General features: G+C 69.3%; 25 protein-coding genes and 1 pseudogene. 11 read left to right on the top strand and 15 right to left on the bottom strand.

Going from position 1 to position 21371, the window contains the following annotated elements; genetic code table 11:
* Positions 1-35: 35 nt before the first annotated feature.
* The 3 genes from ACFWF2_RS28375 to ACFWF2_RS28365 all read right to left on the bottom strand — a co-directional run bounded on the left by ACFWF2_RS28375 (position 36) and on the right by ACFWF2_RS28365 (position 2730).
* On the bottom strand, positions 36-704 hold the full coding sequence (locus ACFWF2_RS28375) for an MspA family porin (RefSeq protein ID WP_379310511.1): 669 nt from the start codon (positions 702-704) through the stop codon (positions 36-38).
* Positions 705-745: 41 nt separating this feature from the next.
* The gene (locus tag ACFWF2_RS28370) at positions 746-1414 is read right to left on the bottom strand and encodes an MspA family porin (RefSeq protein ID WP_379310510.1); all 669 of its coding nucleotides are present in this window, start codon (positions 1412-1414) and stop codon (positions 746-748) included.
* A 218-nt stretch (positions 1415-1632) separates the two neighbouring features.
* Positions 1633-2730 (bottom strand): winged helix DNA-binding domain-containing protein, encoded by a 1098-nt coding sequence (locus tag ACFWF2_RS28365; RefSeq protein ID WP_379310509.1) that lies wholly within the window; start codon positions 2728-2730, stop codon positions 1633-1635.
* A gap of 108 nt (positions 2731-2838) precedes the next feature.
* Between ACFWF2_RS28365 and ACFWF2_RS28360 the strand changes: the two genes are divergently transcribed.
* The 3 genes from ACFWF2_RS28360 to ACFWF2_RS28350 are packed head-to-tail and all read left to right on the top strand — an operon-like array spanning position 2839 to position 4230.
* Positions 2839-3186, top strand: coding sequence for a hypothetical protein (locus ACFWF2_RS28360; protein WP_379310508.1), 348 nt, complete (start codon positions 2839-2841; stop codon positions 3184-3186).
* Between the two features lie 43 nt (positions 3187-3229).
* A complete protein-coding gene (locus ACFWF2_RS28355) occupies positions 3230-3694 on the top strand; it encodes a CinA family protein (protein WP_379310507.1) in 465 nt (154 codons plus the stop codon).
* Between the two features lie 26 nt (positions 3695-3720).
* Positions 3721-4230: a DUF1990 family protein gene (locus ACFWF2_RS28350; protein WP_379310506.1), complete on the top strand. Its 510-nt coding sequence runs from the start codon at positions 3721-3723 to the stop codon at positions 4228-4230.
* 1 nt (position 4231) lies between these two features.
* On the opposite strand, the gene ACFWF2_RS28345 is transcribed toward ACFWF2_RS28350, so the two are convergent.
* Positions 4232-5269, bottom strand: a complete 1038-nt coding sequence (locus ACFWF2_RS28345; protein WP_379310505.1) for a beta-ketoacyl-ACP synthase 3 — start codon at positions 5267-5269, stop codon at positions 4232-4234.
* A gap of 89 nt (positions 5270-5358) precedes the next feature.
* Here ACFWF2_RS28345 and ACFWF2_RS28340 point away from each other — a divergent pair, with 89 nt between their 5' ends.
* A complete protein-coding gene (locus ACFWF2_RS28340; protein WP_379310504.1) occupies positions 5359-5940 on the top strand; it encodes a TetR/AcrR family transcriptional regulator in 582 nt (193 codons plus the stop codon).
* On the opposite strand, the gene ACFWF2_RS28335 is transcribed toward ACFWF2_RS28340, so the two are convergent.
* Positions 5937-6848, bottom strand: a complete 912-nt coding sequence (locus ACFWF2_RS28335) for an alpha/beta hydrolase fold domain-containing protein (protein ID WP_379310503.1) — start codon at positions 6846-6848, stop codon at positions 5937-5939. The two genes, ACFWF2_RS28340 and ACFWF2_RS28335, sit on opposite strands and share 4 nt — an antisense overlap.
* 68 nt (positions 6849-6916) lie before the next feature.
* Positions 6917-7465 (bottom strand): YaeQ family protein, encoded by a 549-nt coding sequence (locus ACFWF2_RS28330; RefSeq protein ID WP_379310502.1) that lies wholly within the window; start codon positions 7463-7465, stop codon positions 6917-6919.
* Between the two features lie 85 nt (positions 7466-7550).
* Here ACFWF2_RS28330 and ACFWF2_RS28325 point away from each other — a divergent pair, with 85 nt between their 5' ends.
* A complete protein-coding gene (locus ACFWF2_RS28325; RefSeq protein ID WP_379310501.1) occupies positions 7551-7982 on the top strand; it encodes a hypothetical protein in 432 nt (143 codons plus the stop codon).
* Positions 7983-7991: 9 nt separating this feature from the next.
* On the opposite strand, the gene ACFWF2_RS28320 is transcribed toward ACFWF2_RS28325, so the two are convergent.
* From ACFWF2_RS28320 to ACFWF2_RS28295, 6 genes are all read right to left on the bottom strand, one after another.
* Positions 7992-8333, bottom strand: a complete 342-nt coding sequence (locus tag ACFWF2_RS28320; RefSeq protein WP_379310500.1) for an MmcQ/YjbR family DNA-binding protein — start codon at positions 8331-8333, stop codon at positions 7992-7994.
* Positions 8334-8385: 52 nt separating this feature from the next.
* Positions 8386-8907: a hypothetical protein gene (locus ACFWF2_RS28315; protein WP_379310499.1), complete on the bottom strand. Its 522-nt coding sequence runs from the start codon at positions 8905-8907 to the stop codon at positions 8386-8388.
* 89 nt (positions 8908-8996) lie between these two features.
* Positions 8997-9878, bottom strand: a complete 882-nt coding sequence (locus tag ACFWF2_RS28310; protein ID WP_379310498.1) for a metal ABC transporter permease — start codon at positions 9876-9878, stop codon at positions 8997-8999.
* Between the two features lie 10 nt (positions 9879-9888).
* The gene (locus ACFWF2_RS28305; protein ID WP_379310497.1) at positions 9889-10620 is read right to left on the bottom strand and encodes a metal ABC transporter ATP-binding protein; all 732 of its coding nucleotides are present in this window, start codon (positions 10618-10620) and stop codon (positions 9889-9891) included.
* Positions 10617-11558 (bottom strand): metal ABC transporter substrate-binding protein, encoded by a 942-nt coding sequence (locus ACFWF2_RS28300; protein WP_379310495.1) that lies wholly within the window; start codon positions 11556-11558, stop codon positions 10617-10619. Before ACFWF2_RS28300 ends, ACFWF2_RS28305 begins: the two co-directional genes overlap by 4 nt.
* A 67-nt stretch (positions 11559-11625) precedes the next feature.
* On the bottom strand, positions 11626-12000 hold the full coding sequence (locus ACFWF2_RS28295) for a cupin domain-containing protein (protein WP_379310494.1): 375 nt from the start codon (positions 11998-12000) through the stop codon (positions 11626-11628).
* Positions 12001-12073: 73 nt separating this feature from the next.
* Here ACFWF2_RS28295 and ACFWF2_RS28290 point away from each other — a divergent pair, with 73 nt between their 5' ends.
* Both ACFWF2_RS28290 and ACFWF2_RS28285 read left to right on the top strand, forming a co-directional pair.
* Positions 12074-12535 carry a MarR family winged helix-turn-helix transcriptional regulator gene (locus tag ACFWF2_RS28290; protein WP_379310512.1) on the top strand — a complete coding sequence of 154 codons (462 nt, stop codon included), beginning with the start codon at positions 12074-12076 and terminating at the stop codon, positions 12533-12535.
* Between the two features lie 185 nt (positions 12536-12720).
* Positions 12721-12951, top strand: a complete 231-nt coding sequence (locus ACFWF2_RS28285) for a hypothetical protein (protein ID WP_379310493.1) — start codon at positions 12721-12723, stop codon at positions 12949-12951.
* On the opposite strand, the gene ACFWF2_RS28280 is transcribed toward ACFWF2_RS28285, so the two are convergent.
* Together ACFWF2_RS28280 and ACFWF2_RS28275 are read right to left on the bottom strand one after the other, a co-directional pair.
* Positions 12952-14376 (bottom strand): amidase, encoded by a 1425-nt coding sequence (locus tag ACFWF2_RS28280; RefSeq protein ID WP_379310492.1) that lies wholly within the window; start codon positions 14374-14376, stop codon positions 12952-12954.
* Between the two features lie 62 nt (positions 14377-14438).
* Positions 14439-15038, bottom strand: coding sequence for a helix-turn-helix domain-containing protein (locus ACFWF2_RS28275; RefSeq protein ID WP_379310490.1), 600 nt, complete (start codon positions 15036-15038; stop codon positions 14439-14441).
* Between the two features lie 78 nt (positions 15039-15116).
* Here ACFWF2_RS28275 and ACFWF2_RS28270 point away from each other — a divergent pair, with 78 nt between their 5' ends.
* Positions 15117-16325, top strand: coding sequence for an MFS transporter (locus ACFWF2_RS28270; protein WP_379310489.1), 1209 nt, complete (start codon positions 15117-15119; stop codon positions 16323-16325).
* 144 nt (positions 16326-16469) lie between these two features.
* Entirely contained in the window at positions 16470-17981 is a 1512-nt protein-coding gene (locus ACFWF2_RS28265) for an AIM24 family protein (protein ID WP_379310488.1), read from the top strand.
* 64 nt (positions 17982-18045) lie between these two features.
* Here the strand turns inward: ACFWF2_RS28265 and ACFWF2_RS28260 are convergent, their stop codons facing one another.
* Entirely contained in the window at positions 18046-19344 is a 1299-nt protein-coding gene (locus tag ACFWF2_RS28260; RefSeq protein ID WP_379310487.1) for a hypothetical protein, read from the bottom strand.
* Positions 19345-19788: 444 nt separating this feature from the next.
* Between ACFWF2_RS28260 and ACFWF2_RS28255 the strand changes: the two genes are divergently transcribed.
* Complete coding sequence (locus tag ACFWF2_RS28255) at positions 19789-20934, top strand: acyl-CoA dehydrogenase family protein (RefSeq protein WP_379310486.1); 1146 nt, start codon at positions 19789-19791, stop codon at positions 20932-20934.
* Positions 20935-21156: 222 nt separating this feature from the next.
* A pseudogene (locus ACFWF2_RS28250) lies at positions 21157-21371 on the top strand (hypothetical protein); the annotation flags it as partial.

Raw genomic sequence — 21371 nt, 5'->3', positions numbered from 1 at the left:
GTGTCGCGCCGGGCCCCGCTGCCGGGTTGCCGAGATCAGCCGATGCTGAAGGGCTGGCCCCACAGGGTGACGACCGAGTTCACGTTCGCGGTCTCCACATTCACCTTCACGAAGGCGCGCGCCTGGGCGTAGCCCGCGCAGCCGCTGAGGCCGATGGTGGTGTCGGCCCAGGTCACCGAGCCGCTCTTGCCCTTGAACTTGTTGTTGGTGCTGTGGTCCTCGTTGCCGAAGTCGTCGGCCTTCTCGATGTCGAGAACGTAGAACGACTTGGCCTGGCCGGGGCCGAGGCTCAGCTCGGCGCCGCTGCTGGCGCCGACGCTGACATCCTCGCCGTCCCAGCTGCTCTCGCCCTCGACGCCGCCTTCGACGCCGCCGCCGTCGATGTTCACCTGGCAGCCGACGACGTAGCCCGGGTAGATCTTGCCGCCCTTGGCGTTCTCACCGGCCACCTCGACCTGCGCGCTACCGGAGACCCAGGCGTTGCGGTGCACCGGCGTCGAACCCATCGACGGGTTGATGTTGGCCGACTCGCCGACCAGCCGCACGGTGACGGTGGTGCCGTCGGACAGTGTCTTGACGATCTCGCCGCCGGGCAGCGGCACGAAGGTGTCGGCGTTGGCCGCACCGGTGGACAGCAGGCCAAGGGTCACGGCGGCCGCACCGGCCAGACCGGCGAGGCGGGCAGAATTCTTACGGTCGATCATGTCTGTCATTCCTCGGATCGATGGCGGTCTCGACGGTGCGCTCAGCCGATGCTGAACGGGGCACCGTAGAGCGTGGTCTTGGAGTAGTGGTCGCCGATGATCTCCACGACGCTGTAGGAGCGGGCCTGCGCGTAGCCGCCGCAGCCCTGGACCTCGATCTCGACGTCCTGGTACTCGACCGAGTAGGTACCGGCCTCCAGGATGTCCTTCGCCTGGATCTGGACGAACTTCACCTCGCCGGGGCCGAGCTCGAGGCCGACCGAGCCGCCGATGCTGCCGCCGGACAGGTCGATGCCACCGGACAGGCCCGCCGAGATGGCGTCGTCGCCGATCGCCACCTGGCAGCCGATGATGTAGCCGGTGTTGAGCTGCGAGGCGCCGTGCGTGGAGGAGTTGTTCGAGCCGGGCTTGTTCGCGGGGCCGTTGTTGGGGCCGACCTCACCCTCCGGGGTGGCGGTGACATCGGCGGTCACGGTGCCGGAGACCCAGGCGACGCGGCCAGCGCCGTTGGCGGCCAGCGACGGGGAGACCAGGGCGCGCTCGCCGGTCCGCTTCACCGTGACACCCGGCCCGGCACGCTCGCCGTCGGGCAGCGGAACGAACGCGTCGGCGCTCGCGGTACCGGCCACCAGAGCGCCCAGCGCGAGCACGGCCACACCGGTGCCGGCGGCGCGCAGGCCACGGGTACCGCGAATACGGTTGATTCTCATACTTCCCCTCATCAGGTTCGAGCGGTCACACCTCCTCGGCGCAGGACACCTGTGCGGGGGCGCGTCGAAGGCTCAGCCGAGCATCGCGGTTGTCTATGGCGCGATCAGAACCGCGCCACGGCCCGCCGATGAAAGTCCAGAAACGGGAACCTTTCCGGCTCTTTGCAGTGATATGACGACGATCGCAACACGGTCGCAATATTTCGCCGCGGCGCCGATCACCGAATCCGGACGCGATCAGTGTCGTTGCCGGACAAGAACATCGCCATGCGGTGACCCTCGTCGGTGACAGCGCGGCGTTCGGTGCCGGTGAGCTCGCGCAGCGGCGCGACGGTGACGATGTCGTCCTCGACGGTCCAGCTCGCGGCGACCCGGCCGTCCACCAGGACCACCCTGGCGCCCGCGACGGACAGGCCGCGGTCGGCGTCGTCGATGATCCGGCCGCGGTCGTGATAGCCGAGGATCGCGTTGTCGAAGGCGGGCAGGAATCGCGGCGGCGCAGGGGTTTCCGGGTCGGGCCGCGGGGCGTCGGGCAGGTCGAGCAGTTCCCTGCCGCGTTCGTCGCGGAAGGTGATCAGTTCGTCGCGGACCGCGGCCACCGCGGCGGGCAGACCGGTCAGGCCGCACCACGCGCGCAGATCGGCCGAGGCGGCGGGACCGAACGCGGCCAGATAGCGCCGGACCAGGTCAGCGCCGACGGGATCGGTGCCCGCCGGGGCGAGCGGGTCGACCTCACGGCCGAGCCACTGGCTGACCGGGGCATTGCGCACACCGGCTTTCACCTTCCACAGTCCGCGCGGCGGCAACTGCACCGTCGGCACGAGCGCGGCGATCACCAACTCCCCCAGCGCCCGTGTTCCCGGCGCGGGCCAGCGGTCGGCGAGTGCCCGCGCGATCTCCCCCATCGAGCGTGGTTCGCCGTCGGCCAGCACGGCGCGCGCGGCTGCGGCGAGCTCGTCGAGGTCGACACCGGAGAGCTCGTGCTTGTAAGTGGTGAGCACCCGCTGCCGCAGCATCGCGTCGTGTCTGCCCCGCCAAGCCAGCGCGTCGGCGGCGGTGACCAAGTGCACGGTCCGGCGCATGAGATGGGCGCGGACCACCTGACGCCCGGTCAGCAGGTCGTCGAGGTCGGCCGGGTCGAACCCGGCGACCCGCGACCAGAGCCCGAGGAACGGCTCCTGCGGTTCCTGCGCCTGCACTCCGCACAGGTGCGCGACGGCATCGAGCACGGGAATGTCGGCGCGGTCGAGGAGGAATTGCCGGGCGAGAGTGGCGCGATTGAGCGCCCTGGTGTCGAGAACGGTTCGCAGACTCATAGTGGGAGACCATTCTTCCGAAAGACCGTGTCAACGAGGGTTTCCAAGTGCGTCGAGTCGATGCGATTTCCGTGTTCCCTGGATGGTTGCCACGCTAGCGTTTCCCGCATGGACGACATCGAGTTGGATTTGCCCAGCGTCGCTTCTTCCCACACCGCCGGCCGGATTCTGGAAATCGGCGCGGTCGGTCTGCGCAACCCCCTCCCGGTGAACGGTGAGCGGACGCAGGCCTACGTGTCCTGCGTGGACGGCACCACCCTGCGACTACCGGATTCCCTGCAGGGCTGGGCGATGCAGACCCTCGCCGCGAACTACGATCTGCGAGCGACAGGGCTACCCTCGCTGTTTCCCTGCCGGTTCGAATTCGGTATCCGCGACGGCGCCGCGTATGCCGTGCCGGTCAGCAACCACCGGTCGCTGCACACCAGGGTGGCGGCCGGGCAACCCGCTGCGTGAATCTCCGGCAGGCGGCGCCGCCGGACGACCAGAGGGAGACCGCATGGCCACCGCGTCCGACGTCGCAGAGTTCGCTACCAGGCACGGACTCACCGTCGCCGTCGCCGAATCACTGACCGGCGGCAACCTGGCCGCGGCCCTGTCCGCCGCACCGGACTCCGCGCAATGGTTCCGCGGCGGAGTCGTCGCCTACTCCGTCCTGGTCAAACAGACGGTCCTCGGCGTCCCCGACGTCCCCGTGGTGTCGGAGACCGCCGCGATCGCGATGGCGCAGGGCGTGCGGGCGCTGACCGATGCCGCCGTCGCCGTCGCGACGACCGGCGTCGGGGGCCCTGGCTCCCAAGACGGCGAACCAGCCGGATCGGTCTGGTGCGCCACCGCCACCCGCGACACCGCCTGGGCCATCCACCACCACTTCGACGGCGACCCGGCAGCGGTCCTCGACCAATCGGTGGACTGCGCGCTGGAACTCCTGCACGCGGGCCAGGCCCACGTCACCGGCGGATAGGACGCCGACGCCCTATCGTCGTCGGCATGCAGGCCTTGACCTACGCGCCCGCGGGCGCGACCAGTCCCGCCGACGAGATCTGGACCGCGCGGCCGTCCGGATTCCGGCGGTTCGAGACGTCGGTGGTGATCGGCCACGGCGAGCAGGACTGGGCAGCCGCCAGGGAGGCGGTATTGCGCTGGGGCGTCAAGCGCCGCAGTGGCTTTCGCGTCGCCCCTGACGCACCCGTGACGACCGATGCCGACTACCGGGTCACCGCCGGATGGGGACCCGTCTCGGTGCGCGAGCCCGTGCGCGTGGTGACGGTGGTCGACACCGCCGACCGGTGCGGCTTCGCCTACGGCACCCTGACCGGGCACCCGGTGTCCGGCGAGGAGGCGTTCGTCGTGCACCGGCGCGCGGACGGCACCGTCGAACTCACCCTGCGGTCACTCACGAAACCCGCACCGGCCGGACTCTGGCGTGCGGTCTTCCCGATACTGCTTGTCGCCCAGCGGTTCTACCGCCGCCGCTACCTGCGCGCCCTGCGGAGCTGACTCAGGCGATCGGCGGCAGGTGGACCACCTGGCCCGCGTAGGCCAGGCCAGCGCCGAAGCCGAGGAGCAGGGCGGTGTCGCCCGGGCTCGCCGCGCCGGAGCGCAGGAGTTGCTCCATGGCCATCGGGATGGAGGCGGCGCTGGTGTTGCCGGTTTCGATGATGTCGCGGGCCACGGCGACGGTGTCGGGCAGGCCGAGGGTGCGCACCAGGGCGTCGGTGATGCGGATGTTGGCCTGATGGGGGACGAAGGCGTCGAGATCCTGTGCGGCGATGCCCGCGCGGTCCAGCGCGTTGCGGCAGGCCTTCTCCAGGAAGGTGACGGCCCAGCGGAACACCTCGGTCCCGTTCATCCGGATGTAGGGCCGCACCGACGTGCCACCGCTCGCCTCGGCGGCGGCGACCTCGGCGAAGTATTCGAGAAAGTCCTTGTCCTGCTTGATCGCCGAGGTGCGGCTGCCGTCCGAACCCCAGGCGACCGGGCCGATCCCCTCCTGCTCCGCCGCGCCGACGACCACCGCGCCCGCGCCGTCGGCGAAGATGAACGCGCAGCTGCGGTCGGTGGTGTCGAGCAGGTCGGAGAGCCGCTCCACGCCGATCACCAGCACGTTGCGCGCCTGGCCGGAGCGCACCAGGTTCGCCGCGTCCGCCAGCGCGTAGCAGAAGCCGGCGCATCCGGCGGAGATGTCGTAGGCGGCGGTGTCGTCCATGCCGAGTTCGGTGGCGACGACCGCGCCTGCCGACGGGCCGAGGACCATCTGCGACGACGTCGCGAGGACGACCACATCCACCTGCTCGGCCGCCACTCCGGCCGCGGTCAGCGCGTCACGCGCGGCCGCGACGCTCATCCCGACGATGGTCTCGTCGGGCTCGGCCCAGTGCCGGGCGGCGATCCCGGAGCGGGTCTTGATCCACTCGTCGGAGGAGTCGATGGCCTCGACGATCTCGGCATTGGGCACGACCCGGCGCGGGCGATAGACGCCGAGGCCGAGGATTCCCGTATGGGTGACCGGAACTGCGGTGGCGATGGGGGTGGGCATGGCATCCTCTCCATATGAACCGATCGGTTCACGCTGGAATAGGTCTAACATGGACCGATCGGTTCAATCAAGGGTTTGGAGGAGATCGGATGGCAGCCGGACCGCGCACCCGACTGATCGAGCACACCATCAGCACCGTCCAGCAGCACGGCGTCCACGCGGCCGCGCTGAGTGAACTGCTCAAGCGCAGCAACACCTCACGCAACTCGCTGTATCAGCACTTCCCTTCGGGCAAGGGCGAATTGGTGCAGACGGCGGCCCGGATCGTGTCCCGCCTGGTGTACTCGCATGTGAGCGCGATGGCCGACGCCTTGCCGACCGCGCCGTCGGTGCAGCAGTGGCTCACCGATCTGCTCGCCTTCTGGCGCACCCCGCTCGAACAGACCGACTACAGCGCGGGCTCGTTCATGATGGCCGCCGCCCTCGACGAGCTCGACCCGGCCGTCCAGTCGATCGCGGGCCAGGCCTTCGCCGAATGGACCGCCCGCCTCGCCGACGGCATCGTCGCCACCGGCATCGAACGCTCCGCCGCCGTCTCCCTCGCCGGCTTCCTGCTCACCACCATCGAGGGCACCATCGTCCACAGCCGCGCCCTCAAGTCACCCCACCCGTTCGACCAGGCGGTCACCCAGCTGACCATCCTGCTCAACCACCACCTGTCCCAGCGCTAGCCGCCCGCCCGGCTCAGGTCGGCCCGCAGTGCCTCGACGATGTGGCGCCGGGCCTGCTGGCCTTCGCGGCTCGGGGTGAGCGGATAGACGTGAACCAGACCCTGTCCCTCGTGGAAGTCGATATCGACGCCCGCGGCCCGCGCCTTGCCGAGCAGGAGGTGGGCGTCGGGGTTGAGGATGTCCTCGGTGCCGGTGAAGACGGTGAGCGGGCCGAGCCCGGTGAAGTCGCCGAACAGCGGGCTCACGATCGGGTCCTTCATCGGCAGGTCGCCGCTCCACATCTCGCCGAAGACGAGTCCGCCCTCGCGACCCAGCCACGGGTCGCGCGGCAGGAGGTCCGTGATCAGCGGATTCTCCAGGGTGAGGTCGAGCGCGGGCGAGATCAGCACTGTCCGTGGCACTGTCGTGCCCGCGGTGTCGCGCAGATGCAGCGCGGTCGACAGCGCGATCTGGCCGCCCGCCGAATCACCGGCGAGGAAGGTCGGGCCGTACCGCGCGTGACTATCGGTGACGATCTCGGCGAAACGCGGAATCACCTGTGCCGCAGTGCCGAACGGGATCAGCGGATAGATCGGCACCGTCACGGTGAGCCGCAACTGGGCGGCCAGCCGGGCCGCGAGATGCCAATGCTGCGGGGCGATTTCGCCGACCCAGCCGCCGCCGTGCGCGTACACGAGCCCGCCGCGCGACGGCCCCGACTCCGGGGTGAGGGTGTAGACCGGCCAGCCGCCGTCCTCGCTCTTCGACACAACGACCCCGCGCAGCCGCTTCGGCGGCGCGTAGGGCAGGGGCGCCGCACCGAGCCGCCGCACGTGTTCGCGCGCGGCCTCGGCGCTGACGTAGTTCCGGTTCGCCCTGGTGATCCGCAGGTAGGCGGGTACGACGATCCGGCTCATCACGCTCGGCACGGCATCCTCCTGATCGACGACTCGACCCGACGGTACGGCACCCGGCCTGCGCGCGGGCCGGATCGATCTCAGGCCTGCCCGAGCCGATGCTCGGTGATCTCCCCGCGCAGGCTCGTTCCGTTCAGGTCCAGGTAGAGCACACCCTCGGTGACCGAGAGGGTCGCGGTATTGCGGCGGTCGATCAGCGCGACGGCCGCGTCGATGAAGGCACGGTCGACGCTGTAGAGCGGGATGTCCTCGGCCCGGTGGATCTTCTTGCCCGCGTACTGCGCCAGCACCTTCGCCGGGTCGCGGTGGGTGTAGATCGCGGCGCGGCCCGCGAGCTTGCTGCCCCGGTGCACCCGCTCGGCGTCGGGGGCGCCGACCTCGATCCAGGCGGTGACCCGGCCGGTGAGATCGCGGACCTGCACGGCGGGTTCGTCGGTAGCCGAGATGCCGCCCTCGCTGAAGACGATGCCCTCCTCGTACTGCAGGCAGTACGCGAGGATGCGGGTCAGCATGTATTCGGGGGTTTCGGAGGGGTGGCGGGCGACCCGCAGCTCGAGGTCCTCGTAGACGCCGCGGTCGACGTCGGCGAGCTGGACGGCGAAATGATGCAGAGTTGCGCTGAGTGCCATAGGAGCTCCGAGCCTACCGCCGCGCGCCAACGCGCCCCTGGCCGCACCGGTTGCGCCGACCGGTCGCGACCGCCAGCATCTCTGCATGCGAATCACTCATGTTTCAGCCCTCGCGGCGGCGTTCGTCGCACTCGGCACGGCAACCGCTGTGGCAGAACCGAATCCGGCCGACACCCCGCGCGAGGCCATCGCCCGCGCCTACATCGACGCCCTGGTCTCCCACGACGCGAGCGCGGTGCCCTTCACCCCCGATGCCACCAGGATCGAAGTCGGATTCCAGACCGGCTACTCCGGTCCGCAGCTGACCTCGGATCTGACGAACGGGCCGCAGTACCGGGTGATCCAGGGCGTCCGCGACCTCACCATGTCCGAATCCGGTGACACCGTGACCACCCGCTACCTGCTCGACACCGGCATCGCGGGCGTGCGCCTGACCACCGTCGAGATCGTCGAGACGTTCGTCATCCCCGACGACGCCATCCACTTCATCGAGGCCACCATCACGCCGGTCGCCTGACCCCGCGCGCTACTGGTCGGCGTCCTCGAGCAGGGCCCTTGGCGCGGCCAGCCGCCAGGAATCGGTGACGATCGCCTCCAGTTCCGCGCGATCGTCGAGGGCGGCGAGCCGGACCCGGACCCACGGATTACCCGCCTCGTGCGCGGCGATCCAGAACTTGTCCGGCTCGGCGACCACCAGCTCGTCGCGGTCGATGATCGGGCAGCGCACCGCCATCGAGGTCTCTTCCTCGGGCAGGGTCAGGAACAGCTTGCCCGCGACCTTGAAAATCGGCATGCCCCAGGCGAATTGCTCCACCGTCTCCGGTAGCGACAGGACAAACGCGCGGACGTCCTCCCCAGTGACCTTCATGACGCACATCCTGCCAGCCCGCCCCGACACGAATCCGGGCCAGGGCGTCGGCCTATCGCTGCGCCAGCAGGGCCTTCCAGCCCGCGCCGACCGGACCGGCGAGGGGACGGAGCAACGCCGGGATCCGCGTGACGTGGTCGCGGAACGCGAGCGGTTCGGGAGTCTCCTCGACCTCGAACCAGGCCTTGGACGCCGGGCGGTCGAGCAGCACGATCACCGCCACCGACACCACGACCGCGGGCAGGGTGAGCACGCCGAACACCCCGACCAGGACCACCAGCGCTGCCGCGTACCAGCCGAGGGCATGCGCGTAGCGGGAGCGCACGGTGAACGCGAGGGCGCACAGCGCGAGCAGCAGCGCCGCGGCCGCGGTGACGTAGGCCGACCCCACGTACCGCAGCAGCACCGAGTCCGACGGCAGCAGCGCCGCCGCCGGAATCATCGCGACCGCGATACCGGTGCCGTAGATGGCCTGCCACACCGCCAGCTGCTGTGCCCGCCGCACTTCCCGTGGCCGCCCATCGGGCGAATCCAGCGACAGTGCGGCGGTATCGAGTACCCCGAGACCGAACATCGAGCGACGACCTTTCCCGCGCGAGGTGAAACACGTTCTAGGTCACATCGTGCGTCGCGGATCGCCGCGCCGCGGCGGATTCGCCGAATTCAGCTCGAGACGGCGACCTTCGAGCTCGCCCTCGCACGCGCGGCGCTCACCCGGCGGCCGATGATGCCGTGCCGGGGCGCGAACAGGTAGACCAGCGTGAACGCGATGCCCTGGGTCACCACCACCATGCCGCCCGCGGCGGTGTCGAGGTGGTAGCTGATGTAGAGACCGGTCACCGCGCACACCACCGACACCGTCGGCGCGATGAGGAGCATGCGGCTGAAGCGATCGGTGAGCAGATAGGCCGTCGCGCCCGGGATGATCAGCATGGCGACGACCAGCACCACGCCGACCGCCTGCAACGCCACCACCGAGGTGAGGGCGAGCAAACCGAGCAGCGCCGTGCCGAGGATCCGCGGATTCAGGCCGATGGCGTGGGCATGGGTGGCGTCGAAGGCGTAGAGAGTGAAGTCGCGGCGCTTGAGCACCAGCGCGGTCAGCACGATCGCGGCCAGGATCATGATCTGGATCATCTCGCCCTGGCTCACGCCGAGCAGATTGCCGAACACGATGTGGTTGAGGTCGGTTTGGCTCGGCGTCACCGACACCAGGACCAGGCCGAACGCGAACAGGGTCGTGAAGACGATGCCGATGGCGGCGTCCTCCTTCACCCGGCTGGTGTCGCGGACGACACCGATCAGCGCGACCGCGAGGAAACCGAAGATCACCGCGCCGACCGCGAACGGCCAGCCGACGATGTAGGCCAGCACCACACCGGGCAGCACCGCGTGCGAGACCGCGTCGCCCATCAGTGACCAGCCGATCAGCACCAGCCAGCACGACAGCACCGCGCACACCACCGCCGCGGTGACGGTCGTCGCGAGCGCGCGCACCATGAACTCGTAGCGCAGCGGGTCGAGGAAGAATTCTTCGAGGCTCATCGGTATTTCCTCACTCGTCCACATCGAGCCCGAAGGCCTTGGCCAGGTTCTCCGGCCGCAACACCACATCCGGGTCACCGTGCTCGAGCACCCGGCGGTTCAGCAGCACCGCCTCGTCGGCCAGTTGCGGGAGCGCGTGCAGATCGTGGGTGGAGACCAGGATGGTCGCGCCGTCGGCGGCCAGTTCGCGCAGCAGCGCGGTGATGGTCGCCTCCGACCGCTTGTCGACGCCGGCGAACGGCTCGTCGAGCAGCAGGATCGTCGCCTCCTGGGCGATGCCGCGCGCGACGAAGGTCCGCTTCTTCTGACCGCCCGAGAGCTGGCCGATCTGGCGATCGGCGAGGTCGGTGAGATCGACACGGGCCAGCGCGTCGGCGACGGCGGCGCGATCGGCCTTGCCCGCCCGCCGGGTGAAACCCATCTTCCCGTAGCGGCCCGTCATCACGACATCGCGCACCGACAGCGGGAAACTCCAGTCCACGTCCTCCGATTGCGGCACGTAGCCGAGGCTGCCCGCCTTGCGCGCCGCGGCGGGCGGACTGCCGTTGATGAGCACCCGGCCGCGGCCGGGGGTGACCAGGCCCATGACGGTCTTGAACAGCGTCGACTTGCCCGAGCCGTTCATTCCGATCAGGCCGCAGACCCGGCCGGACTTCAGGGTCAGTTCGACATTGTCGAGCGCGAGGACGTCACCGTAATGGACTGTGACGTCTTGGATCTCGACGACGGGCGCGGTGGTCATCTCGGGGCTCCGGCGAGGGCGGTCGCGATGATGTTGGCATCATGGCGGATCAGCTGCAGATAGGTCGGCACCGGGCCGTCGGCCTCCGAGAGCGAGTCGACATAGAGGGTGCCGCCGTAGCGTGAGCCGGTGGCTTCGACCACGCGCTGCATCGGCGCGTCGGAAACGGTCGACTCGCAGAACACCGCGGGCACCCCGCGCTGGCGCACGAAGTCGATCGCCGAGCCGATCTGCTGCGGGGTCGCCTGCTGTTCGGCGTTGACCGGCCAGATGTACTTCTCGGTGAGACCTGTGTCGCGGGCGAGGTAGGAGAACGCGCCCTCACAGGTCACCAGCGCCCGCTGATCGGCGGGCAGGGTGTTCACCGCGGCGACCAGGTCGTCGCGGACGGCGCCGAGCTGGGTCTTGTAGGCGTCGCCATTGGCGCGGTAGGCCTCGGCGTGCTCGGGATCGAGGTTGGTGAACGCGCGGACCATGTTGTCGACATAGATCTGCGCGTTCACCGGCGACATCCAGGCATGCGGATTGGGCTTGCCCCGGTAGGCGTCCTCACCGATGTCCATCGGGGTGACGCCCTCGCTGACCACTGCGTGCGGCACGTCGAGGTCGGCGACGAACTGAGCGAACCAGGCTTCCAGGTTGAGCCCGTTGTCCAGGATCAGATCGGCCTTGGCCGCCTTCTTGATATCGCCGGGCGTCGGCTCGTAGCCGTGGATCTCGGCGCCGACCTTGGTGATCGACTCGACCCGCAGATGCTCCCCCGCGACATTGCGCGCCATATCGGCGAGCACGGTGAAGGTGGTGAGCACGACCTTCTTCCCGTCGTCCTCGGCCGCGACACCACCGCAGGCGGTGAGCGCGAACGCCATGACACTCAGAACACACGCCGCGACAACCCGCCGCGACGTTCCGGGCGACCGGTGAAACCCAACCTTCATTCCAGAATTATATTGTTAGGGCGACCGAACTTTCAAGTTCACCGATAGGAACAGACGCGGTGACGGTTCAGGATGCCCAGGGCGGAACGAAGGTGGAGCCGTCGGGCAGTTCGGCGGAGAAGCCGACCCGGACCGTGACGAGCAGCACCGCGGGCGCCGCGGTGCCATTGGCGAGCGCGATCGTCGAACCGGCAGGCGCGACGGCCGCGTCACCCGGTTTCATCGACGCCGACTCGCCGTCGATCGTCATCGTCACCTCGCCCGCGAGCAGGACGAAGGCCTCCTCCCCCAGGATTCGATGCGGCACGCCCACCGAATCGGGCGCGACCTCGGTCTGCCAGACGCAGAGTTCGGCGCTGCCGGTGCCGGGGCGGATGAGCGAGGTGAACCTGGCGTTGTGGATCTCGTGAACCTGAGCGTCTCCGGAGTGGATGACCGGCATGTGCGCCTCCTACAGAAAGTCAATTTGCTTGTCCATATAGTCAAGTAGCTTGACCACTATGTCAAGTGCCAGAATGGCTGCCGTGCCCGAGAACCCCCCGCCCGCAGGCGATCTACCCCTGTTGCTGCTGGCAGCGGCCGCCGAGGTGAGCCAGGCGATCAACCACGGGGTGGCCGCGGCGGGCTTCACCGATATACGCCCGGCCCACGGCTTCGCCTTCGTCCGGATGGCCCCCGACGGCGCGACTGTCGGCGAGATCGCCGAGCATCTCGGCGTCACCAAGCAGGCGGCCAGTCAACTGGTCGACGAGCTGGTCACCAAGGGCTACGCCGAGCGCAATCCGCATCCGCGCGACGCGCGCGCCCGGCTGATCACCCTCACCGAACGCGGCTGGGCCTGCACCAGAGCCGCCGATGCCGCGGCCGCCGAATTCGCCGCACGCTGGACCGACGCGCTCGGTGCCGCGACGTTCAACCAGGTCCGAAATGCGATCGCCCGGGTCGTCACGCCGGGCCGGGTGCGTCCGTCCTGGTGATCTTTACCGTTCGATGACGAGTATCCGTTAATTCGAAGAACAGGATTTTCAAAAGAGTGCGCGTAGTGTCGCGACGCGCGGCATACTCGGCTTCGAGCGGTGACGCGCCACCGCGGCATCCGGGCCATCGGCCCGGGAGCGCCTCGTCACGTCAGCCACCGTTTTCTCGATCCCGGAGGATCGCCATGTCTTCTCTCGCCACGCTCGCCACGGTCGACACCGTCACCCGGCACAAGTACGAGCGTCTGCAGTACACCGGTTCGGCCGGTGTCATCGCCTCGCTGGAGGACCCGCGCCTGGTCGGCCGCTGGCACACCGACTTCCCCGACTGGCACGGCGAGCATTGGGCGTTCGAGGCGGGCACCGCCAGCCCTGGCAGGCTGCGCCCGATCAATGTCGCGGTGCGCCAGGGCTGATCAGGCCGCGCCCTCGGCGGCCGTGCGGTCGACGATGCGCGGGAACGGGCTCGACGCTTCCAGCTGGTAGGCCAGGTCGAGCAGGGTCCGTTCGTCACCGCGGCGCCCGGCGAGCTGGATCGAGCCGGGCAGGCCATGCGGCAGCAGACCGTGCGGCAGCGACACCGCCGGTCCGCCGCCCACATTGTTGAGCGGCGTGAAACCCACGTAGTCGACCAGTTTCGCGAACAACGCGTCGAACGGCTGGCCCGGCGCCAGCTCGCCGATCCGCGGCGCCGGATGCGAGAGAACCGGGGTGAGCAGCACGTCGACCTCGGCGAAATGCTTGTCATAGGTGGCCGTTCCCGACCGCAACCGCCACGCGGACGCGGCCGCGGCGAGCGGATTGCGCGCGGCCAGCCCGATCAGGCCCTTGGTGAACGGGTCGAGCTTGCTCGGGTCGAAATGGTCGCGATGGCCCAGCCGGAACGACAGCGTCATCGCCGCGGCCATCACCGCCCAGTACCGCTTGAAGTCCTCGATGAACCGCGGGTCCACGTCAAGACGCATCTCGACGACCTCATGACCGAGGCCCGCGAGAATCGTTGCGGCCGAGGCCAGCACGGCCGCGTTGTCGGGGTGCACCGGGCGGCTGAGGACATCCTCGGTGATCAGCCCGATCCGTAACCGCCGCGCGCTCGGCCCTTCGACCAGGCCGATCGGCGCCAGCTTCGGATTCGCGCCGAACTGCTCGACGGCGGCCAGATAGTGCGCGGTGTCGCGCACCGACCGGGTCAGCACGCCCTCGGTGACCAGGTGCACCGGCAGCTGACGGGCGCCCGGCTGGTCGAGCAGCCGGTTGCGGGTCGGCTTCAACCCGACCAGGCCGTTGGCCGCTGCCGGAATCCGGATCGAGCCGCCGCCGTCGTTGGCGTGCGCGATCGGCACCACCCCGGCCGCGACCAGCGCCGCCGAGCCACCCGAGGACGCACCCGCCGAATACTCGGGATTCCACGGATTGCGGGTCGGCGCGCGATCGGTGAACTCGGTGCTGGCGGTGAGCCCGAACTCCGGCAGCGTCGACTTGCCGATCACGACAACGCCCGAATGCAGGAACTGCGCGCCGGGACCGCCGGTCGCCGTGGCGGGCCGCGGCGTGAATGCCGCCGAACCGTGGCAGCTGGGCAGCCCGGCGATATCGGTGTTGTCCTTGACGAACGCGGGCACACCGGAGAACACGCCCGCCGTCTCCGGCGTCGCCGAGGCCCGCTCGAAGCAGCTCAGCTGCACCGCGTCCAGGCTCGGGTCGACCCGGCGGGTCCGCGCGACAGCGGCCTCGAGCACCTCGGCCCGGCTCACTTCCCCCGCGCGCAACGCCGCGGCGACGCCGACGGCGTCCAGCATGCCGAGTGCGTCGTCGGTGAATCCATGGACGGGAGTGCTCATATCCGCAGCGTAATGCGATCCGACGGCCCTGTGCGGCCCTGCGAGGTTTCCTCGAGAAACCCTTAGAGTCCATCCGGCCGGGCCCGCGCGGACCTGGCCTTGATGTGGATTCGCTCGCCCTGCCCACCGAAGAGACTGAGCACTTCGACACTGCCGCGACCGGTGGACCCGAACCAGTGCGGGTGCAAGGTGTCGAACTCGGCGACCTCGCCCGGCCCGAGAACGACGTCGTAGTCACCGAGGACAAGACGCAGTCGCCCGCTGAGCACGTAGAGCCATTCGTAGCCGGCGTGGGTGCGCGGGAACGGCTCGGACTCGGTCTCGGGGATGATCAACTTGTAGGCCTTCGGCTCGCCTTGCGTCTTCGACAACGGCACGATGACCCGGCCGCCGGTGTGCCGCGGTTTCTGTGGCAGCCGCGGGTCGAGGATGCGGGGCGCGGCCACGATCTCGTCGATCGGCACCGCAAGGGCGGCCGCGATCGGCAGCAGCAACTCCAGACTCGGCTTGCGCTGGCCGGATTCGAGCCGGGACAGGGTGCTCTTGGAGATGTCGGTGAGCCTGCTCAGGTCCGCGAGCGAGAGGTCCTTGCTTACCCGGAGTCGCCGGATGCGGACGCCGACCTGACCGAGGGTCGCGTCGATGGCGGGATGGTTCGGCACCGGTCCAGTCAACGTGAGCGTTCCAGTTCCGGCAACGATTCGTTGCCGTCCCGCGCCGCGAAAAGCACGCTGCGAGTTATGAGTTCACCATCGACATCGCCGCCGCGCAGCCGGGAACGCTTCCTCCCTACCGGGGTATATCTGCTGGCCTTCAGCCTGTTCGCCATGGGGAGCGCGGAGTTTCTCCTCGCCGGGGTGCTGCCCGCGGTCGCCACCGATATCGAGGTCAGCCTGGCCACTGTCGGTGGGCTGATCACCGCGTTCGCGATCGGCGTCGTCCTCGGCGGGCCGCCGTTCGCGGTGGTCAGCCTGCATTGGCCGCGGCGGACCGCGCTGGTGGTGACCCAGCTGGTCTTCGCCGCGTCCATCGCGGTCGGCCTGATCATCGGCAGTTACGGCGCGCTGCTGGTCACCCGCTTCGTGGCGGGCCTGGCCTACGCGGGGTTCTTCGCGGTCGCGGCGGTGACGGCTGTCAGCCTGGTGCCCGGCGATCGTGCGGCCCGCGCGTCGGGCGTGGTGATCAGCGGCCTCAGTTTGGCGATGATTCTCGGCGGACCCGCCGGAACATTCATCGGTTACCGCACCGGGTGGGAGGGCGGTTTCTGGCTGGTGGTCGTTCTCACCGTCCTCGCCGCGGCCGCGGTAGCGGTGATGATGCCCGCGACCACGGCGGGCGAGGAGCCCCGTCTCGATCGTGAGTTCGCCGCGCTGCGGCAGCCGCGGCTGTGGCTCGTCCTCGCCGCCACGCTGCTCAGTACGGCGGCCTACATGATCACGTTCAACTATCTCGCCGAACTGCTGACCTCCGTCACCGGGATTCCCGACGTCTGGCTGGCCCCGATCCTGGTGCTGTTCGGTGTCGGCGCGTACCTCGGCTTGGCGATCGGTGGCCGGATCTCCGACCGGCGGCCCTACCTGGCATTGGTCGCGGGCTCCGCGGGGATCGCCCTGTGTTCGGTACTGATCGCGGTGTTCGCCGGACACGCGGTGGCCGTCGTCGCCCTGGTCTTGCTGCTCGGTATCGCCGGATTCGTGCTCAATCCCGCGATCTACGGTCGCGTGTTCACCCTCGCGGCCGGCGCGCCGACGCTGGCAGGCGCGACCACGGTGTCGGCGTTCCAGCTGGGCATCGGTCTCGTTCCCGTCGTCGCCGGAGTCGTGCTGAACGCCGGTGCACCGATCACCGCGGTGCCGTGGATCGGCGCGGTCTCGGCGCTGGTGACCATCCCGTTCGTGCTGATCGAGCGCGCGTCCGCCGAATCCGGCAGCCCGGTCGCGCACGGGTAGGGACGGCCGTGCACCTGGAATCCCGTGGACCGGAAACCGGCGCGCTGACGGGGGAAGCTGGCGCCGCGGCGGCACACACGGCACTATCGAGGCCGTGGAACGACTGCGAATCGGACAAACCACCCACTCTTCGGATGTGGTGTCGTGAACGCGCTGGCTCCGGGTGAGAACCGGCCCGCACCCGGCGATCCGTTGACCGTCACCGTGGCGAGTTCGGCGTCGGTCGATGTCTCGGCGCTCTTGCTGAACACCGCCGGAGTAGTGCGCTCCGACAACGACTTCGTGTTCTTCAACCAGCCGACCGGCCCCGGTGTGGTGTACCGCCATGGCAATGGCGGCCCGGACGTGGTCGAAGTGCGGACCTCGGCGCTACCCGCCGACGTGGACAAGGTCGTCGTCACCGCCAGCCTCGACGGACGCGGCCCCGCCACCTTCGCCTCGGTCGGCCAGCTCACCGCCACCATCGGATCCGGTCCCACCGCACTGACTTTCCAGATCCCGGGGCTCACCACCGAAAGCGGTGTGGTGTGCGTGGAGATCTACCGCCGCAACGGCGCGTGGAAGGTGCGGGCGATCGGTCAGGGTTACGACGACGGGCTGGCGGGCATCGCGTCGGCCTACGGCGTGAACCTCGAGGACGAACCCGAAACGCCCGCCGCGCAGAGCGGTGCCGCGCCGACGGCCGTGTACCCGCCGGTCTCCGCTCCCGCGGCCGGATACCCGGCGCAGGGTGGGGGCCACCCGACCATGCCCGCCGGTCAGCCCGGCCAATTCGCCCCACCGACGGGGCAGCCGGCGGCTCACCCCTACCCTCCCGCAGGCGCCCCTGCCTTCCCGCCGCCGACGGGTCAGCCCGGCTATGGACAGCAGCCCGGCGGACCCGCTCAGCAGCCCTACCCTTCGTACGCATCCCAGCAAGGAGCCCAGCCCGTGCACAGCGACCTGTTCGATCCCTCGCACGCCGAGGTCACCGGCCTCGGTATCCAGAAACAGGGCGGCAAGATGGTCAAGGTCGGCCTCAACGGTGAGGTGATGGCCCGCGCAGGCTCGATGGTGGCCTACCAGGGTGACCTGCAGTTCCAGGCCCTCGGCTCCGGCGGTATCGGCCGGGCGATCCGCCAGCACCTCACCGGCGAGGGCGTACCGCTGATGAAGGTGACCGGACGCGGCGACCTGTTCCTGGCCAACAGCGCCGCCGACGTGCACATCATCGACCTCGACGGCACCGACGGCCTCACCATCAACGGCGCCAACGTCCTCGCGTTCGACTCCACCCTGCGCTACGACATCGGCCGCGTGCAGGGCGCCGCGGGCTACGCCTCCAACGCAGGCCTGTTCAACTGCGTGTTCACCGGCCGCGGCCGCATCGCCATCACCACCCACGGCTCCCCGGTGGTGCTCACCGTCGACCAGGCCACCTTCGCCGACCCGAACGCCGCCGTCGCCTGGTCGTCGAGCCTGCAGACCGGCATCAAGCGCAACGACTCCTTCGGCCTCGGCAGGCTGATGGGCCGCAGCACCGGCGAGGCGAGCACACTGTCGTTCGCCGGCCGCGGCTTCGTCATCGTGCAGCCCTCCGAGCTGCCCCCGGGCGGCCTCATCGGCGGCACCGGCGGCGGCCAGCAGGCAGGCCACGGCGGCGGCCTGTTCGGCTGACCCTCCGGGCTAAGCCGGGTCGACGGCTGCGCGCTGCCGCCATGACACCAGCAGCGCACCGAGGTCAGGACCCCGCGCGCTCCTTGCGGGCCTGACGACGGGCCTCCCGCATGGCATTGAGCTCCTGCTCCAGGCTCTCGGCGATACGGAACTGCCCGGTGTCGTACACGTTGACCGGTTCGATCGCCTCGTAACCGAAATTGGCCTCGGCGAAGGCCTTCTCGACGCGGGCCTCGATATCGGAGATCGTGCTCTTGCGCGCCGCGGGAACCGAGTCGGTGGACTTCGTCGTCGGCTCGGACTTGACGGCCTCGGGGGCGGGCTCGGGCGCGACGGGCGGCTGCGGCGCGGCCTTCTTGGCCGAGGCCTTCTCCGCCGACGACGGCTTGCCGATGCCGAAGCGCTTGCGCTTCTCGGTGGGCTTGCCGTTGCCGATCGGCTCGGTGGGCGTCCACGCGGGTTCCCGGCTGACCGGCGCGGTGACGGCGGCCTGGTCGGCGGCGAACGCCTCGGCGCGGGCCTGACCCGTCATCGGCGGCTGGTAGGTCAGGCGGACACCCTCGGTTGCCCCGCGGCCGAGCAGGTTCTCGGCCGGGTCGGGCAGGTCCCTGACCTGGCTGGTCGCGCGAGTGATGGCGAGCCCGTAGCGGGCGCTGGCGGCGTCGTGGATGAGCAGCGCGACACCGATCATCACGGGCGCGACCGCGTGCACCGCGGCGTCGTACCAGCGGCCGTCGCGCAGGTAGGGATAGGTGTTGAGGGTGACGGTGAGCCCGAGCAGGGCGATCTCGGCCATCGCGACCTGACGCCGGTTGTCGATGACGCCCCACTCGGCGACCTTGTTCGTGCCGACCATGATGATGATCAGACAGACGCTGATCATCGCCTCGAGCAGGTAGCTGAACCAGAACAGCGGGTCACTCGGACCGCCGGGCGCGATGTTCTGCTGCACGTTCACCGCGGACCACAGCATGCCCGCGCCGACGACACCCGCCAGGGCCTTGAGTGACCACGACCGGTGCCGGTACAGCGAAGCCAGCTTCGCGTGCGGGCTCGATTCGCGGCGCTGGGACGCCATCGCCTTTCTGGCGAGCAGCAGATCTCGCATGTCGGCCTTCTCGATTGCTTCGGTGGTGCTCCTGGCCCGGTCGGAGGCCTGTGCCATCGCCTGGGTGTGCTTCCAGCGCTGTTCGCGATCCTGTTCACGGATGCGTTCGGCGAGTTCCCGCTCCGCGCGCAGCTCGTCTTCCGACAGCGCGTCGGTCAGGGCGGGGTCGAATTGGTAGGCGAGGCGCCCACGCGCCCGTTCGACCCGCTGGGCGAGCAGGCTGACGTCGTCTTCGATGGGAGAATCGACGGTCATGCTCGACCACCGCCCCGGCATCGCGAAGGCAGACGGGTGACCACACGTGTGAACGGCACACGCCATTAATAGTCCATACACCCGCCCGTGCGAAACCGATGCTCCGACACGGCTCCCCGTTCTCGGCGCGCCGCGAGCGACACGCGCAGGCGATACCGGCCGGTAGTCCAACTCCGAAAGATAATCCCAGACCGCCTTCCGAGCCAAGGTTTTAGCACCATCGGTGCCCAAGCGTTGTCGAACGACGTTCGCGGACAACACGAATCGGACACCAACTTCGCGCCCCCGTCAAGACCCGTGGCCGCGACCGCCGGAACCCGTCCCGAGGCCCCGCCCGAAGGCTTCGGAACCCACTATTGCCACCTCGCCAATAGTGGTCCACACTGTATCTGTAACCACTGGTCACCTCTGGACCAGTGCTGTGCCGAGCCGTAAGGAGACTCGATGGCCGCCAACCGGTCCAGCTGGATGAACGAGGACCTGGACGCCCTGCGCGACCTCGCCCGCGCCTTCCTGGCCAAGGAACTCGCGCCGAACATCGACAAGTACCGCGAGCAGCACCATGTGGACCGCGACCTGTGGAACAAGGCCGGTGAAGTGGGCCTGCTGTGTCTGTCGATCCCGGAGGAGTACGGCGGCGGTGGCGGCACCTTCGCCCACGAGGCCGTGCTCATGGAGGAGCAGGCCCGCGTCGTCGATACCTCGTGGGGCGTCAGCCTGCACAACGGCATCGTGGCGCACTACCTGCTCGCCTACGGCACCGAGGAGCAGAAGCAGCAGTGGCTGCCCAAGATGGCCAGCGGCGAGGTCGTCGGCGCCATCGCGATGACCGAGCCAGGCACCGGCTCGGACCTGCAGGCCGTCAAGGCCAAGGCGATCCGCGACGGTGACGAGTACGTCATCAACGGCTCCAAGACCTTCATCACCAACGGCGCCCAGGCCGACCTGATCATTTTGGTCGCCAAGACCGACCCCACCCAGGGCGCCGCCGGCGTCTCGCTGGTGCTGGTCGAGGCCGACCGCGAGGGTTTCCGTCGCGGCCGCGTGCTCGACAAGATCGGCCAGAAGGGCCAGGACACCTCCGAGCTGTTCTTCGAGGACGTGCGCGTCCCGGTGACCAACCTGCTCGGTGCCAAGGAGGGCCAGGGCTTCATCCAGCTGATGCAGCAGCTGCCGCAGGAGCGCCTGATCGTCGCGCACGGCGCGGTCGCGGGCATGGAGGTCGCCCTCGATCACACCCTGCGCTACACCAAGGAGCGCGAGGCGTTCGGCCGCCCTGTGTTCGGTTTCCAGAACACCAAGTTCAAGCTGGCCGAGGTCGCCACCGAAGCGCGCATCGCGCGCGTGTTCATCGACGACTGCATCGAGAAGCACCTCCGTGGCGAGCTCGACATCCCGACCGTCGCCATGGCGAAGTGGTGGACCACCGACAAGGCGATGCAGATCGCCGACACCTGCCTGCAGCTGTTCGGCGGCTACGGCTACATGAACGAGTACCCGATCGCGCGCATGTGGGTCGACAACCGCGTCCAGCTGATCTACGCGGGCACCAACGAGATCATGAAGGAGATCATCGCCCGCAGCCTGTAATACTTCTGCGCACAGGTGATCTCGACCGGCCGCGAACAGCTGTTCGCGGCCGGTTTTCGCTGTTGAGGTGCTATTTCGTGACCTATCCGGAACTCCGGCCGAGACGAATGTCCTTCGGAAGCGGTACATACGGGACGACGAGGGCGGTGCGGCACAGTGGACGCGGACGGCGGTTCATCGGGTGAACCCGGACAGGAACCGGTACTGCCGGACCGTGCACAGATGATGCAGGCGGTCTGCGGTTTCGCCGGCGACGGCGATCCCGTCCTGCGGGCCGCGCACGAACTGGCCGCCCTGCACGAACGTCGCGAACAGCTCGTCCCCGGCGATACGAGCGAGATCGATTGGGAGCGAGCACGTCTGGTCTGCGAGATCGACCGCTGGGTGGTCATCCGCTCCCCCCGGCCCGCGACGACGGCGCCGATGCACACCGAGAG

It is taken from the genome of Nocardia sp. NPDC060259 (genome assembly GCF_042728775.1).
GTDB lineage: Bacteria > Actinomycetota > Actinomycetes > Mycobacteriales > Mycobacteriaceae > Nocardia.
The sequence above is the reverse complement of the archived record's forward strand: the minus strand, read 5'-3'. Positions and strand labels throughout refer to the sequence as shown.

What these genes read in the sequence shown, in the direction of transcription:
- ACFWF2_RS28375 (WP_379310511.1), bottom strand. Translation starts at nt 704, where the DNA reads ATGATCGACCGTAAGAATTCTGCCCGCCTCGCCGGTCTGGCCGGTGCG.
- ACFWF2_RS28370 (WP_379310510.1), bottom strand. Translation starts at nt 1,414, where the DNA reads ATGAGAATCAACCGTATTCGCGGTACCCGTGGCCTGCGCGCCGCCGGC.
- ACFWF2_RS28365 (WP_379310509.1), bottom strand. Translation starts at nt 2,730, where the DNA reads ATGAGTCTGCGAACCGTTCTCGACACCAGGGCGCTCAATCGCGCCACT.
- ACFWF2_RS28360 (WP_379310508.1), top strand. Translation starts at nt 2,839, where the DNA reads ATGGACGACATCGAGTTGGATTTGCCCAGCGTCGCTTCTTCCCACACC.
- ACFWF2_RS28355 (WP_379310507.1), top strand. Translation starts at nt 3,230, where the DNA reads ATGGCCACCGCGTCCGACGTCGCAGAGTTCGCTACCAGGCACGGACTC.
- ACFWF2_RS28350 (WP_379310506.1), top strand. Translation starts at nt 3,721, where the DNA reads ATGCAGGCCTTGACCTACGCGCCCGCGGGCGCGACCAGTCCCGCCGAC.
- ACFWF2_RS28345 (WP_379310505.1), bottom strand. Translation starts at nt 5,269, where the DNA reads ATGCCCACCCCCATCGCCACCGCAGTTCCGGTCACCCATACGGGAATC.
- ACFWF2_RS28340 (WP_379310504.1), top strand. Translation starts at nt 5,359, where the DNA reads ATGGCAGCCGGACCGCGCACCCGACTGATCGAGCACACCATCAGCACC.
- ACFWF2_RS28330 (WP_379310502.1), bottom strand. Translation starts at nt 7,465, where the DNA reads ATGGCACTCAGCGCAACTCTGCATCATTTCGCCGTCCAGCTCGCCGAC.
- ACFWF2_RS28325 (WP_379310501.1), top strand. Translation starts at nt 7,551, where the DNA reads ATGCGAATCACTCATGTTTCAGCCCTCGCGGCGGCGTTCGTCGCACTC.
- ACFWF2_RS28320 (WP_379310500.1), bottom strand. Translation starts at nt 8,333, where the DNA reads ATGAAGGTCACTGGGGAGGACGTCCGCGCGTTTGTCCTGTCGCTACCG.
- ACFWF2_RS28315 (WP_379310499.1), bottom strand. Translation starts at nt 8,907, where the DNA reads ATGTTCGGTCTCGGGGTACTCGATACCGCCGCACTGTCGCTGGATTCG.
- ACFWF2_RS28310 (WP_379310498.1), bottom strand. Translation starts at nt 9,878, where the DNA reads ATGAGCCTCGAAGAATTCTTCCTCGACCCGCTGCGCTACGAGTTCATG.
- ACFWF2_RS28305 (WP_379310497.1), bottom strand. Translation starts at nt 10,620, where the DNA reads ATGACCACCGCGCCCGTCGTCGAGATCCAAGACGTCACAGTCCATTAC.
- ACFWF2_RS28300 (WP_379310495.1), bottom strand. Translation starts at nt 11,558, where the DNA reads ATGAAGGTTGGGTTTCACCGGTCGCCCGGAACGTCGCGGCGGGTTGTC.
- ACFWF2_RS28295 (WP_379310494.1), bottom strand. Translation starts at nt 12,000, where the DNA reads ATGCCGGTCATCCACTCCGGAGACGCTCAGGTTCACGAGATCCACAAC.
- ACFWF2_RS28290 (WP_379310512.1), top strand. Translation starts at nt 12,074, where the DNA reads ATGGCTGCCGTGCCCGAGAACCCCCCGCCCGCAGGCGATCTACCCCTG.
- ACFWF2_RS28285 (WP_379310493.1), top strand. Translation starts at nt 12,721, where the DNA reads ATGTCTTCTCTCGCCACGCTCGCCACGGTCGACACCGTCACCCGGCAC.
- ACFWF2_RS28280 (WP_379310492.1), bottom strand. Translation starts at nt 14,376, where the DNA reads ATGAGCACTCCCGTCCATGGATTCACCGACGACGCACTCGGCATGCTG.
- ACFWF2_RS28270 (WP_379310489.1), top strand. Translation starts at nt 15,117, where the DNA reads ATGAGTTCACCATCGACATCGCCGCCGCGCAGCCGGGAACGCTTCCTC.
- ACFWF2_RS28260 (WP_379310487.1), bottom strand. Translation starts at nt 19,344, where the DNA reads ATGACCGTCGATTCTCCCATCGAAGACGACGTCAGCCTGCTCGCCCAG.
- ACFWF2_RS28255 (WP_379310486.1), top strand. Translation starts at nt 19,789, where the DNA reads ATGGCCGCCAACCGGTCCAGCTGGATGAACGAGGACCTGGACGCCCTG.